The organism is Desulfovibrio sp., assembly GCF_018379785.1.
In the GTDB taxonomy this organism is placed as follows: Bacteria; Desulfobacterota; Desulfovibrionia; order Desulfovibrionales; family Desulfovibrionaceae; genus Desulfovibrio.
This window is the reverse complement of sequence record NZ_JAGZUV010000075.1, coordinates 1-13,905: the sequence shown is the minus strand read 5'-3', so window position 1 is coordinate 13,905 and position 13,905 is coordinate 1. Positions and strand designations below refer to the sequence as shown.

The window sequence follows — 13,905 nt, the reverse complement described above, 5'->3', positions numbered from 1 at the left end:
CCTGGCAGGGCGTCATCGCGCCGGTGCTCGCCAAGCTGCCCGTGCCGCCGGACAGGATCATTCCCATGCGCCAGTATCATGTGGGCGGCTGGTATCCTTTTGCCGACGCCCTGGGCCGGATCACGGACCCCAAAACCACGGTTGTGGTGGGGGCCATTCTCTGCGCTCTGGCCGACGGCCATTTGGAGGGCTTTTCCTTTGATTCCGGCGCGCTGCGCCTGACCTCCACAGCCCGTTATATCGGCGAGATGGACATCAACAGCCAGCTCAAACGTCCCAAGGTCTGGTTTGAAGTGGATGTGGAAAGCAAGGACGGCACGGAACAGAGCCGCCAGGTGGCCTTCAGCGGCCCGCTGTCCATTGGTTACCGCCAGTTGGACGCCGAACGCTGGCCCACCACGCGTTATCATCTGCTGGCTTTTGCCAGCGAGGAAGCCCGCTCCCGCGCTTCCGGACGGTTGCCCTACACGGCGGAAGTACGCCTGCGCGTGGAGGACGTCTGGGATGACGCCCCGCGCACGGACGACGACAAGGAACGCCGTAGCGAGGGCGAATTCAGCATTGACGCCATTACGGACAACCAGGGCCGCAGCGTGGACCGCCGCGATCTGGAAATCCGTCTGCAAACCCTGAAACTGGACGAAGGCTACTGGCTGGATACCGGTATTGTGACCGACGCCGGCTAAACGAGGATGACCATGCAGCAGCAGGATACCGATCTGGCCCGGCTTTGTCGCGATCTGGCGAAGGAATCCCGCCAGGCCGTGGGTTGGCTTCAGGACAATTGCGAACTGGTGGGCAACGAATGCGCGGCCCTGCAAAAGGACATGCGCCACGCCGCCCGCTTTTTCCACAAATGCGAGCAGGCCGCGCGCCGCAAGATGTGCGTGGGCGTTTTTGGTCCCAGCCAGTCCGGCAAATCCTATCTTATTTCGGCTCTGGCCCGCGATGCCAAAGGCTCCTTGCTGGCGGACTTCGGGGGCAAGTCCTATGATTTCATCACCCAGATCAATCCCGAGGGCGGCAAGGAATCCACCGGCCTGGTGACCCGCTTCACCACAACGCCGCCCGAAGGTCTGAGCGAAGGCTTTCCCATCCGCCTGCGTCTGCTTACGGAGACGGACGTGGCCCGCGTGCTGGCCAATACCTATTACGCCGATTGCGAACACAAAGAAGCCCCACAGCCCGAAGCCCTGGCAGCGGCTCTGGATGCCCTGGAAACCCGCGCAGTCCAATCTCCTGTCAGCGCGGGCGGGCTGAGCGGCGATGGCGTGGAAGACTTAAGGGATTACATTAACAAAAATTTCAGTTCGCGACCGCGCGTGCAGATGCTGCAAAAAGGATTCTGGCTGCGGGCCGTGGAGCTGGCTCCGTGCCTGGGCCTGGAAGACAGGGCGCAACTGCTGGGCCTGATCTGGGACAATGTGCCGCAATTCCAGAACCTCTATCTGCAACTCTGCGGAGCGCTGCGCGATCTGGGCAATCCGGCGGAAGCCGGATGTCCCATTGAGGCCCTGATTCCGCGCAAGACCAGCATCATCGACGTGGCTCTGCTGCACGGACTCAGCGAACCCGCCACGGACATGCTGACGATTCTGGGGGCCGAGGGCCGCAAGGCATCTCTGCCGCGCGCGGTGGTCACGGCCCTGACCGCCGAAATTACCATCCACATGCGCGAAAAGCCGGACGACTTCTTTGACCACACCGACCTGCTGGACTTCCCCGGCTACCGGTCGCGCCTGAAACTCGAAAATCTCAATCAGGAGCTGGAACGCCCCGGCACGCTGGAAAATCTCTTCCTGCGGGGCAAGGTGGCCTACCTTTTCGAGCGCTACTGCGAGGAAAAGGAACTTACCAGCATGCTGCTCTGCATCGGACCCGGCAATCAGGAGGTGCAGGACCTGCCCCGCGCCGTGTACGAATGGATCTGCTCCACCCACGGCGAAAACCCGGCCCACCGCGCGGGCAAGGCTCCGGCTCTCTTCTTTGTGCTGACCAAGATGGATATGGAGTTTGAAAAGAAAAAAGGCATGCCCTCCGTGGAAACGCGCTGGACCACGCGCCTGCAATCCTCCCTTCTGGACTTCTTCGGCAAACAGCACGACTGGCCGGAAAACTGGGACGGCAGCCATCCTTTCAGTAATGTTTTTCTGCTGCGCAATCCCAATTTCCGCAGCGAAGCCATTTTCAGCTTTGACGGCGACAAGGAGAGCGGCATCCGCCCGGAACAGACACTGTACGTGGAAGAGGTGCGCCAGGCCTTTTTGCAGTCGCCCCTGGTCCAGCGCCACGTGGCCGAGCCGGAAATTGTCTGGCAGGCGGCCATGACCCTCAATGACGGCGGCGTGGCCCTGCTGCGCGAAAAACTGCGTCCGCTCTGCAATCCCGAGCTCAAACGCCGTCAGATCACGGTCAGCCTGGACGAAAAACGCGAGCAGGTCCTGACCAAGCTCACACCCTTTTATAAAAGCGACGACCGCGAGGAATTGCGCCGCCGGCAGGAACAGCTTTCGCGCGCCCTTGTGACCTTGCTGGCCCGGCTGGCGGAGAAGCAGCTTTTCGGCGAATTTCTGCGCGCCCTGCAGGTGCGGGACTTTGACCTTTATGAAATCTGCTTCCGGGCCGGACAAAGCCCGGAGCAGGGGACGGCTTCCGTTGCGCCCGCGCCGGTGGTGGGCGCGCGGGTTTCCGCCGATGACATTCTGGGCGACATTTTCGGCGACGCCCAGGCCGTACCGGCGATATCCGCAGTAAAAGAAGAGGAGCGCGCCCGCGACACAGCCGCCATTTTCGCCAATCTGGCGCTGGAGCACTGGATCGGACGGCTGCGCGATCTGGCCGGTGATGCGGAGGCCCGCAACTATTTCGGCCTGCCCGCCAAGGAGCTGGACCAGTTCTGCCACGAACTGATCACGGCCGCCGCGCGCTGCAAGCTGCGCGAAAACCTGGAAACCGAGCTGCGGCGAAGTTCGGCCTACAGCAATATGGCCCGCGAACGCCTGGTCTGGAAGCAGGTCAGCCTGGCAGCCGACGCCATCAACGCCTTTGTGGACTGGCTGGGCTTTGACCCGCGCTTCAACGATCAGGCGGCGCGTACAGTTTTGTTCGGCGGCAAAAGCGTCAGTCTGTTCAATCCGCCGCCGGTCATCACGGGCGAGCCGCATATCGCGGAAGAAGAATCGCCCTATGACCGCCTCTGGTATACGGACTGGTTGCGGGCCCTGGCCTACAGCGTGACGGCCAATGTGGACTTTGACGGCCGACAGACCGTCAACCCGGAACAAAACAACCGCCTGCATGATATTTTGCGGGCGTTCAAGGACTAGCGCATGCGCGCCACAATCACAGCGGACCCTTCGCGCGGTCCCGGTTACGGCATTATTGAAATCCACGACACGGGCAATGTATCCGCCCCCGCTTTCGTGTTGCGCCGGGGCTCGGACGGCAAAACACTTTCCAGCGGCGGCTGGCAGGAAAGCGAAACGGCACTCACGCCCGACGCCTGGGACAATGACGGCGGCAGCCTGCGCCTGGCCGTGGGCCCGGCCGTGGTCGATGAGATGGACAATCTGGACGCCTACCGCATCAGCCTGCCCGGCGCGGGCGCCTGCGTGCTGGTGGTTCAGAATCTGGCCTATTCGCATATCAGCGGCGGACAAGGCGTGGGCGTCTATGCGCCGCCGCCCGAGCCTTTGCAGGCCATGCCGGAAACGGAGCCCGCAATGGAAACAGTAGAAGAGCCCGAACCGGCGCCGGAGGATAGTCCGGAACCGCTCCCCGCCCCGGCTCCTGTTGTTGCGGAACCTCCCTTGCAGATGGCCCGGGAACCGGGCGGGGAAAAAAGCGGCAAAGGCGGCCTGCTGACCGGCATTGTGCTGCTTGTGCTACTGGCGGGTGTCGCTGTGTGGTGGTTTGTGCTGCGCACGCCGGAAAAACCGCCTCTGCCGTCGGCCCCCACGGCGGCTCAAAACCAGACAGCCCCCGCCGCATCCGCAAATCAATCTCCCCTGGCTGCCGCCCGCGAACAATTGCGCGGCGAAGCCCGGCCTGAAATGAGTCTGGCCCTGGCCAAACCCATGCGCAAGGCCGGAGCCGGAGCGGAAGAAAGCGACGCGGCCTTTCTGCTGTTGGAAGACGCGGCCCAGAAGGGCAATGCCGAGGCCATGCTGCTGGTAGGGCAATTTTACGACCCGGTCAGTTCCTTGCCGCGCGGCAGCATTCCCGTGGATATGGGACAGGCCAAACACTGGTACAAACAGGCCGGACAGAAAGGTCAGGCCGAAGCGGCCGAAGCTCTGGACGCCCTGCGCGCCCATGCACGGGCCGAAGCGGACAAGGGCAATATTGAGGCCCGAAATCTGCTGCAAAACTGGAATTAGAGAGTGTCGTCATGAGTGTCTTTTCGGTTATCTCTGCGTCGAACTTCGCCTTTTATTCCAGGCGAGTACCAAAAAAGTACACTCCTTTCATAATAGGCTCGTTCTCCTTGATATAACACGAAAATCCATCCCATGACGACACTCTCTAGAACTCTTTCACTTTGAGATTGTTAACTCTACAGAGCCAGTCTGGTTTAAGAGCGTGTCGCACACGGCGCGCCGGGAGAAAATAATGCGTATGTCCGTCCGTCTGTGGCCGGCGCTGCTTGCGGCCTTGTGTCTGAGTCTGGCCGCCATGGCGGTTCAGGCCGAGCCGTCTCCGGTTTCCGTCAGCCCCTTGCTGCAACAGGGCAAAAAAAGCCTTTTCCAGCGGGTGGTCAGCCATCCGGGGGCCAAACTGCTGGCAGAGCCCAAGGCCGACGCCAAAGTGCTGCGGGAAGCGGTCGTCCCCTTTACCGTGCTCTATGTCTATGCCCGCAAGGACGCATGGCTTCAGGTGGGCCCCTCCACCACCCAGCCTGCCGGGTGGCTGGAGGCGGCCAAAGCCACGGACTGGAACCAGTCCCTGACCCTGCTGTTCACCCCGCGCACGGGACGCGACCCGGTGCTTTTTTTCAAAACCGAACAGGATCTCAATGCCCTCTGCGCGGCCGCCGATATGGAGAAGCGGCTGGACATTCTGCTGTCCGCCGCGGCCCAGGCCGCCAAGGGGGGGACGGTCCCCGCCGACCTGCCCATTGTGGCCAGCGAACCTGAGGGAAGTCAGGGGGCCGTTTCGGAAAAGCGTTTTTATCTCATGCCCATTCTGGCCATGCAGGACCCCTTTGACGGAGTGAAATTCCTGCGCGTGGCCTCCATTGACCCCGGCGACTATGCGAAAAACAAGAACGGCGGCAAAAACGGGCCGCCCAAAACCGGCATCGCCCTGGTCATCGACACATCCATTTCCATGAAACCCTACATTGAGCAGAGCCTCAATGTGGTCCGCCAGATCTACGACAAGATTGAAGCGGACAAGATGGCCGACAATGTGGGTTTCGCGGTGGTGGCTTTCCGCAGCAGCACCACGGCCACGCCCGGCCTGGAATACGTGTCGAAAGTGGTCAGCGACTTCGCCACGGCCAAAAACCGCAAGACTCTGGAAGACAAACTGGCTCAGGTGCGGGAGGCCGCGGTTTCCAGCCACGACTTTAACGAAGACTCTCTCGCCGGGGTGTACAAGGCCGTGGAAGCCCTGAACTGGAGCGATTATTCCTCGCGTCTGATCCTCCTGATCACCGACGCGGGCCCCCTGAAAAGCGGGGACAAATACGCCTCGGTGACAATGGGCGTCAACGAACTCAACGACTTCGCGCGCCAGAAAGGCATCTGGATTACGGTGCTGCATATCAAAAGCCCCGGCGGCGCCAAAAATCACGGCTACGCCGAACAGAGCTACCGCGCTCTGAGCAAACTTTCCGGCAACCGCTCCAACTACCAGGCCGTGGCCGCGCCCACCCCGGCGGAGGGCGCGCGCCAGTTCGCGGCTGTGGCCAAGGCCCTGGCCTCCGGCATGGTGGACATGGTCAAAAATACGGCCGCCGGCAAGATCATGACCCGCCCCAAGGATGAAACGCCGCAGCAGGCCACGCCCGAGCAGCGGGCGGAGCAACTGGCCGCCACCCTGGGGTACGCCATGCAACTGGAATATCTGGGCCGCGCGCGCGAGAATCAGGCCCCCAGCGTGGTCAATTCCTGGATTGCGGATATGGACCTCAAGCGGCTGGCCAAACATGAACAGAGTCCCAGCGTGGAAGTGGCCGTACTGCTGACCAAAAATCAGCTCAACGACCTCAGCGCGCAGCTCAAGGCCATTATCGACAATGCCGAACGCACCAAGAAGACCGACTCGCGCGACTTCTTCCAGGGCATTCTCTCGGCCTCCACGCGCATGGCCCGCGATCCCAATCTGCCCACGCAGGGCAAAAATCTGGCCGAGCTGGGCGTGCTGTCCGAATTCCTGGACGGCCTGCCCTACAAAAGCGACATCATGCTGCTGCGCGAAGAGGACTGGTACCGCATGAGCATCGGCGAGCAGACGGCCTTCATCAACCGCCTCAAGTCCCGTCTGGCCCGCTACGAGGAGTATGACCGGGACCGCGCCAACTGGGAGAGCTTCGGCCAGCCCAACGCCGGAGACTGGGTCTACCGTGTGCCCCTGAACATGCTGCCGTAGCCCGGACCAAGGATATGGAAGATACGGGCGATCTGGTCTTTTCCCTGCGCGGCGTGAGCAAACGCCGTCCCGGCCATGAGGGTTTTCATCTGCGTCTCGCGGCCTTTGACGCGCCGCGCGGCAGTCTGCTCGCCCTGGCCGGGCCCAGCGGTTGCGGCAAAAGCACGGCGCTGGATCTGCTGGCCTGCATACTCAGGCCGGATATTCCGGCGGCGGGTGCGGAACGCGACAACACCCGCTTTTCCTTCGCCCCCACGCCTGAACGGCGTGAGGACGTGCTGGCCGCCTGGCGGCGCGGCGGCACGGATGCTCTGGCGGCCCTGCGCCTGCGGCATCTGGGCTATGTTTTGCAGACCGGCGGCCTGCTGCCCTTCTTGTCCGCCAGGGAGAACATCCTCCTGCACTGCCGCAGCCTGGGCATTGTCAGACAGCGCGGGGAAGCCGTGGACGCCATTGTGGAACGCCTGGGCATCCGCCATCTGCTCGGGCAATATCCGGGCACGCTTTCCGTGGGAGAACGCCAGCGGGTGGCTATCGCCCGTGCTCTGGCTCACGGCCCCGGCGTGGTGCTGGCCGACGAACCCACCGCCGCCCTGGACCCCTGGCACGCCCGCAATGTGCTGCATCTGTTCACGGATCTGACGCGGGAATTGGGCATTACCATGATCATGGTTACGCACGCCCCGGACATGGCGGCGGATGTTGGTTTCACCCTGGTCCGCTTTGCCGTGGAATCCGGTCCCGACGGCGTTGTGGCCGATGTGCGCCATAAAGCCGGAAGGGGGTAAGCGTATGCGGACAGTCGCCCGCGCCTGCCTGCTGGCGCTCAGAGATTATGCCCATGAAGGCCTGCTGTCGGCCTGTTCCGTGCTGGGACTGGCCGCCGTGCTCACGCCGCTGCTGGTGCTTTACGGGGTCAAGTTCGGCGTGGTCCAGACCCTTACGGACCGCCTGCTGGAGGACCCGCGCACGCTGGAAATCTCGCCAGTGACCAGCGGACGTTATACGCCCGACTATCTGGCCCGCCTGGCCGCGCACCCGGATGTGAGCTTTGTGCTGCCGCGTACCCGCTCCATTGCCGCCACCATGGATCTCAGCCACGGCGAGGGGCAGACGCGTAAAACTCTGGTGGCCTCTCTGGAGCCCACAGCCCCCGGCGACCCCCTTCTGGCCCGCTACCATGCGACCGTCCCGGCCATGCCCACAGCCGTGGGAAAAAGTAATGCGGACGGTGATGCAGCGTCCCCGGCCCTCACGCCCATCGGCGTGGCGCTTTCCGCCACCGCCGCCGAAAAGCTGGGCGTGCGCCAGGGCGACCCGCTGCTTGGGCGGGTGGAACGCCGCTATCAGGGACAGGCGCAGAGCGCCCGCGTGCCCCTGCGGGTAGTTGCCGTGCTGCCCCTGGCGGCGCAGCAGAAGGATGTGGCCTATGTGCCCCTGCCTCTGCTGGAAGCCGCCGAGGACTTCCGCGACGGGCGCGCCGTGCCGGAGCTGGGCGCGGGCAACGGCTGGACGGGCGAGCCCCGGCCCGACGGCCCGCGCGTGTATCCCGGCTTCCGCCTGTACGCCCGCAATCTGGCGGCGGTGAGCAGCCTGCGCCAGGGCTTTGCCCGGCAAAAGCTGGACGTGTATACCCACGCCGAGGAAATTGAGCAGGTCAGTACCCTGGCCCAAGCCTTGAATCTGATCTTCGGCCTGATCTGCGCGGCGGCGGCCGCCGGTTTTCTGGCCTCCACAGCCAGCAGCGCCCTGGCCGGAGTCAAGCGCAAGGAACGGATTCTGGGTCTGCTGCGGCTCACGGGCTTTGCCACGGGCGCGCTGATGCTCTTTCCCCTGATGCAGGCTCTGCTCACCGCCCTGCTGGGCACGGCCCTGGCCTCAGGCATCTACGCCGTGGCCGCGGCGGTCATCAACCATCTTTTCGCTGCCAGCCTCAACGGCATGGAGCAGGTCTGCCGCCTGCTGCCCGGGCATTTTCTGCTGGCCTTCGCCCTGGTGGCCGGGCTTTCCCTGCTGGCCGCCCTGGGGCCCGCCCTGCGCGCCGCGCGTGTGGAACCTTCGGAGGTGATCCGCGATGTCTGATGTAAAGCGCCGTCTTCGGCCGCTCTGTCTTTGCCTTCTGGCGCTGGGCCTGATCCTCGGCGGCGTCCGTCCCGCCGATGCGGCCCTGGCCCGTAAAGGCAGCGTCAACCTGACCGATGCCTATAACCCCCAGCCCGCTGACGACGATATCGTACTGCCCATGCCCTGCGGCCTGAGCATGGTCTTCAAGCTGGTGGCCGTACCGGCCAAGGGATTTCTCTGGGACATGCCCGTGCGCCCCGGCCTGGACGACAGCGCCAACGCCGGGCGGGCGTTTTACGACCGGCGCTACAACGCCGCTCTTTCCGGCCCCTTCTCCCTGGAGGACCTGCCCGCCGCCTGGCGCAAGCCAGCTCCGCAGGGGCAGAATTACTACTATCTTATCGCCAAATACGAAGTCACTAACCTGCAATGGCAAGCCGTCATGGACGCCTCCTGCCCGGACAGTCAGAATCTTCCGGCGGACGCGGCTAGGCCCGTGACCGACGTGAGCTGGTACGACGCCGTGGACTTCACCCGCCGCTACACGGCATGGTTGCTGAAAAACGCGCCGGACGCCCTGCCCCGTTTCGCCGGAGACAGCCGCAATGTGGGTTTCGTGCGCCTGCCCACGGAAACCGAATGGGAATATGCGGCGCGCGGCGGCCAGACAGCGGGCAGCCAGCAACTCTTGCAGGAGGATTTCTTCCCCCTGCCCCAAGGGGCCGGCAAAGGGGATTACGCTGTGTACCGCCCCGAAGGCGCGGCCCATATTCCCGAAAGCACGGCCCGCATCGGCTCGCGCAAGCCCAATCCTCTGGGACTTTACGATACGGCGGGCAATGCGGCGGAAATGGTGCTGGACAGCTTCCGCTTTTCTCTGGCCGGACGCCTGCACGGTTCCGCCGGGGGCTTTGTGCGCAAGGGCGGCTCCTTTCTCTCCGGCGATGCGGAAATTCTGCCGGGCCGCCGCGAGGAAACGCCTTTTTTCCTGGCCGATGGACCGGCTCACGCCCGCGATCTGGGCTTCAGGCCGGTGATTTCAGGCATCAACACGCCGGGCGGCAACCGCCCCGAGGAACTGCTGGCCGAATGGAACAAGGCCGGTGAAAGCATGACTCCCGGCATGCAGGCGGCCCGCAATCCCCTGGAGGAACTGGACCGCATGCTGGCCCTGGCCCAGGACCCGGCTGTCAAAAGCAATCTGCAGAAGCTGCGCGACACCATCAAGGAAAACAACATCATGCTGGAGCGGCAAAAGCAGTTGGAGGCCCAATCCCTGCTGCGCACCGGCGTCTACATGATTGAAACCATCCGCAATTACGCCAGCCGCCGCAACAGCCTGCAAAGCCAGTTGCAGAGCATGGAGCGCGACAGCAAGGCCGCCAAGGGGCAGACCCTTGAAAAACTGCGCCAGATCATGGATACTGCCCGTAGAGGCCTTGCCATGCTGGACACCAGCCTGGACAAGTCTCTGACTTTCTACCGCAGCAAGGTGGAAGACGGCACGCAGCTTGCGCCGGACGCCCTGACCGCCGCCGAGGAATCGCTCGGCAAGGATTTCAGCGGCAGCGATCCCTTTAATGAAAATATGCGCCGCAATCTGACTTTGTTCCGCAACCACGTGGATTTGTTCCGCAAGAACAAACCGCTCGCGCGCGAGGCCATGCAAAAGGAAATTCTGGAACGCCGTTTCCAGTAGCAAAGGAGCACGACAATGGCGGAAAAATTGCGTATCGGCTGGATCGGCACCGGCGTCATGGGTTCGTCCATGGCCGGTCATCTGCTGGCGGCCGGCTGGCCGCTGACCGTTTACAGCCGCACCAAGGCCAAGGTCGACACTCTGCTCGCCCAGGGCGCGCAATGGGCCGAGAGTCCGCGCGCCGTGGCCGCCGCCTCGGATATTGTTTTTTCCATTGTGGGTTTTCCCAAGGATGTGGAAGAAGTCATGCTGGGCGAAAACGGTGCGTTGCGCGGCCTGAACAAGGGCGGCATCGTCTGCGACATGACCACCTCCAGCCCGGCTCTGGCCCAGCGCATAGCCGAAGCGGCTGCCGCCCAGGGCTGCGCCGCTCTGGACGCGCCCGTGACCGGCGGCGACGTGGGCGCGCGTGAAGCCCGGCTCTCCATTTTCGTGGGCGGCGACAAGGCGGCCTTTGAGCGCGTTGAACCCTGCTTTTCCAAGATGGGCCAGCGCCTGATGCACTGCGGCCCGGCCGGTTCCGGCCAGAAGGCCAAACTGGCCAATCAGGTGGCTGTGGCCGGGGTGATGTTCAGCGTTTGCGAATCCCTGCTCTTTGCCCAGGAAGCGGGCCTGGATGTGGCCCAATGGCTGGAATTGGTGGTGCCCGGCGCGGCAGGCAGCACGGCCATGGGCACGCTGGGCCGTCGCCTGCTCAAGACCGATTATGCCCCCGGCTTCTTCATCGACCATTTCATCAAGGATCTGGGGCTCTGCCTGGAGGAATGCCGCCGCATGCGCCTGGTGCTGCCGGGCGTGACCCTGGCCGAGGAGTTCTACCGCATGATGCAGGCCCAGGGCCACGGCCGCCTGGGCACACAGGCTCTGATCCAGTGCTTGGCCACGCTTTCCGGCAAGGAATGGCGCAAGCACGAATAATCTTTGCCCAGCCCGGCCGACATCCGCACCATGCCGGGACGTCGGCCGGGACCGCCGCATGCCGCGCCTGAGCCCCGCTGCTGTCGGGCTGCAACCACGCTGACAGACGTCTTTGTGAGGCCGCCATGCCCATTCTCCCGCCTCAGAATCCACTGGAAGACCCGGCCCTGGAACCCTACCGGGCTTTTTTGCTGCGCCGCAGCCGCCGTTTCACGGACGAGCTGCTGCGCATCACCACGCAATACGGCTCATTGCGCGCCTATGCCAATCTGCACACCAGCCTGGGCCTGCACCGCGTCGGCAATGCCAGGGGCGAAACCCGCTGGCGCTGGCGCGAGTACATGCCCCAGGCCGAGGCCGTCTGGCTGACCACGGACAAACTGAATTTTCAGCGCCATGCCAGCCACTGTTTCCAACGCAAACAGGACGGCATCTTCGAGCTGACCCTGCCGCTTGATGCGCTCGCGCACGGCGACTACCTGGAACTGCGCGTACTGCCCCTTGAGGCGCGGAATCAGCCGGACCTGACTGCGGGCAGGTCCGGCACGCCGCCGTTGCGCCGCGTGCCCGCCTTTGCCCATTGGGTGGAGCAGGATAAAGTTGTGCCCACCCAATGGTGCGCGCGGCTCTGGACCCCCGGGCAGCCTTACCGCTTCCGCCACCGCCGCCCCGGCGCGCCGGTCTTTCCCCGTATCTATGAGGCCCATGTGGGCATGGCCCAGTCCTCCCTGACCCATCACGACGAAAGCGTGGGCAGCTACGACGAGTTCAGCGGTTCCGTTCTGCCCCGGATCAAGGCCGACGGCTATACCGCCGTGCAGCTCATGGGCATTCTGGAGCATCCCCTGTACCGCTCTTTCGGCTATCAGGTCAGCAGCTATTTCGCGCCCAGCTCGCGCTACGGCACGCCGGACCAGTTCAAGGCCCTGGTGGATACGGCGCACGGCCTGGGCCTGGCCGTGATTCTGGATATCACCCACGGCCATGCCTGCCCCAATACGGAGCAGGGCCTGGCCCGCTATGACGGCAGCCGGTATTTTTTCAGCGAAAAATTCAATCAGTGGGGCACGCCCTCCTTTGATTACAGCCGGGAGATGACGCGGCGCTTTCTGCTCTCCAACTGCCGTTACTGGCTGGAGGAATTCCGCGTGGACGGCTTCCGCTTTGACGCGGTGGGCAATATGCTCTACCGCGACCACGGCGTGGACGATGATTTTTCGCATGTGGGGCGCTGCTTTTACGGCAAGGACGGCGAGCCGCGCGCGGATGAGGACGGCGAGCTCTATCTCTGCCTTGCCAACGCCCTGACCCACGAACTGCGGCCCCAGGCCGTGACCATTGCCGAGGAATTTTCCGGCATGCCCGGCCTGACCTGCCCGCCGCAGGAAGGCGGCCTGGGCTTTGACTACCGCTTTGCCATGGGCATTCCCGACTACTGGGAAAAGTGCATTGAGGCCCCGCGCGACATGGGCAGCCTGTGGTACGAGATGACCAATCACCGCCCCTATGACCGCACCATCAGCTATGTGGAATGCCACGACCAGTGCATCAACGGCGATGACGCCATGATCTGGCGGCTGCTGGGCGAGGATATGTATCACTATATGTCCGTGGGCACGGAGAGCTGGAATGTATCGCGCGGGCTGGCCTTTTACCGCCTGATGCGGTTGATCACCCTGGCCACGGCGGACGCGGGCTATCTCAACTTCATGGGCAATGAGTTCGGGCATCCGGAATGGCTGGACGCCGAGGCCCACGCCCACCGTCAGTGGTATCTGGCGGACCGGCCCGACCTCAAGTATGCGGGCCTGGCGGCCTGGGACAAGGCCCAGTTGTGGGATCTGGCGGCCGCGCACATGGAGGATTTCCAGCAGGCTCCGCTGTTCCGCTTCATCCATGAGGAAGAACGCCTGCTGGCCTTTGAGCGCGGGCGGCTGCTCTTCGCCTTCAACTTCCATGAGCTGGAGGCCAGGCAGGACCTGACCTTTGCCGTGACGCCGGGCAAGTATGTGGAGCTGCTCTCCTCCGACGAAACGCGCTTTGCCGGGCACGGCAACCTGAGCGTGACGCGCCCGCCGGTGGAACATTTCACCAAGCCCCTGCCCGACCGCCATGAACAGGACGTGACCCTGTATCTGCCGCCTTTGGTGGCTCTGGTGCTGCGGCGCGAAGATTAAAAAAACAAAAAATGGGGTTCAAGGGGTCGAAGGTTCAAATCCTTTCATCCCGACCAGTTATGAGATTACCCCAAAGGGAACTTGAGAAATCAGGTTCCCTTTTCTCGTTTCTGATCCTTGCCACTTCACGAAAAAATCGTCCTTTTGAATATGGGACGATTTTTTCTTAAATATATCAGCATATTAAAAATATAAAAGTGCAATATGGATGAAATCTTATTTTGTTATCGCTGTAATAATGCGATATATCTGCTGAATGCTCTTTTCATCTGCTGTGTTGATTATTTTAAAAAGCTCTGATTCCATATCTTCTCGCGTTGATAAATGGTCAAATGTCAATATATCATTCATAGATACGCCAAAAACAAGCGCAATCTTTGATAAAATAACCACTGATACATTCACCTCTCCACGCTCCACCTCTCCCAAATATTTCCCACTTATCCCCGCCTG

At 62.8% G+C, this 13,905-nt stretch carries 10 protein-coding genes; 9 read left to right on the top strand and 1 reads right to left on the bottom strand.

From position 1 onward, the window contains the following. The 9 genes from KH208_RS13310 to KH208_RS13270 form a co-directional block, all read left to right on the top strand. The coding region (locus KH208_RS13310) for a virulence factor SrfB (RefSeq protein WP_291437092.1) at positions 1 to 686 on the top strand (686 nt) is incomplete at its 5' end. Positions 687 to 698: 12 nt separating this feature from the next. Continuing rightward, a complete protein-coding gene (locus KH208_RS13305) occupies positions 699 to 3,326 on the top strand; it encodes a virulence factor SrfC family protein (protein ID WP_291437090.1) in 2,628 nt (875 codons plus the stop codon). A 3-nt stretch (positions 3,327 to 3,329) separates the two neighbouring features. Next, positions 3,330 to 4,379 (top strand): sel1 repeat family protein, encoded by a 1,050-nt coding sequence (locus KH208_RS13300; protein WP_291437088.1) that lies wholly within the window; start codon positions 3,330 to 3,332, stop codon positions 4,377 to 4,379. 232 nt (positions 4,380 to 4,611) lie between these two features. Then, a complete protein-coding gene (locus KH208_RS13295) occupies positions 4,612 to 6,594 on the top strand; it encodes a vWA domain-containing protein (protein WP_291437085.1) in 1,983 nt (660 codons plus the stop codon). A gap of 14 nt (positions 6,595 to 6,608) precedes the next feature. Then, positions 6,609 to 7,382, top strand: coding sequence for an ABC transporter ATP-binding protein (locus tag KH208_RS13290; RefSeq protein WP_291437083.1), 774 nt, complete (start codon positions 6,609 to 6,611; stop codon positions 7,380 to 7,382). 4 nt (positions 7,383 to 7,386) lie between these two features. Continuing rightward, positions 7,387 to 8,676, top strand: a complete 1,290-nt coding sequence (locus tag KH208_RS13285) for an FtsX-like permease family protein (protein ID WP_291437082.1) — start codon at positions 7,387 to 7,389, stop codon at positions 8,674 to 8,676. Continuing rightward, entirely contained in the window at positions 8,669 to 10,357 is a 1,689-nt protein-coding gene (locus KH208_RS13280) for an SUMF1/EgtB/PvdO family nonheme iron enzyme (protein ID WP_291437081.1), read from the top strand. The genes KH208_RS13285 and KH208_RS13280 overlap by 8 nt, the downstream gene beginning before the upstream one ends. 15 nt (positions 10,358 to 10,372) lie before the next feature. Beyond that, a complete protein-coding gene (locus tag KH208_RS13275; RefSeq protein ID WP_291437080.1) occupies positions 10,373 to 11,275 on the top strand; it encodes an NAD(P)-dependent oxidoreductase in 903 nt (300 codons plus the stop codon). Between the two features lie 125 nt (positions 11,276 to 11,400). Further along, a complete protein-coding gene (locus KH208_RS13270; RefSeq protein WP_291437079.1) occupies positions 11,401 to 13,452 on the top strand; it encodes an alpha-amylase family glycosyl hydrolase in 2,052 nt (683 codons plus the stop codon). Between the two features lie 216 nt (positions 13,453 to 13,668). Here the strand turns inward: KH208_RS13270 and KH208_RS13265 are convergent. Further along, a partial coding sequence (locus KH208_RS13265; RefSeq protein ID WP_291437078.1) for a helix-turn-helix domain-containing protein occupies positions 13,669 to 13,905 on the bottom strand: 237 nt, incomplete at its 5' end.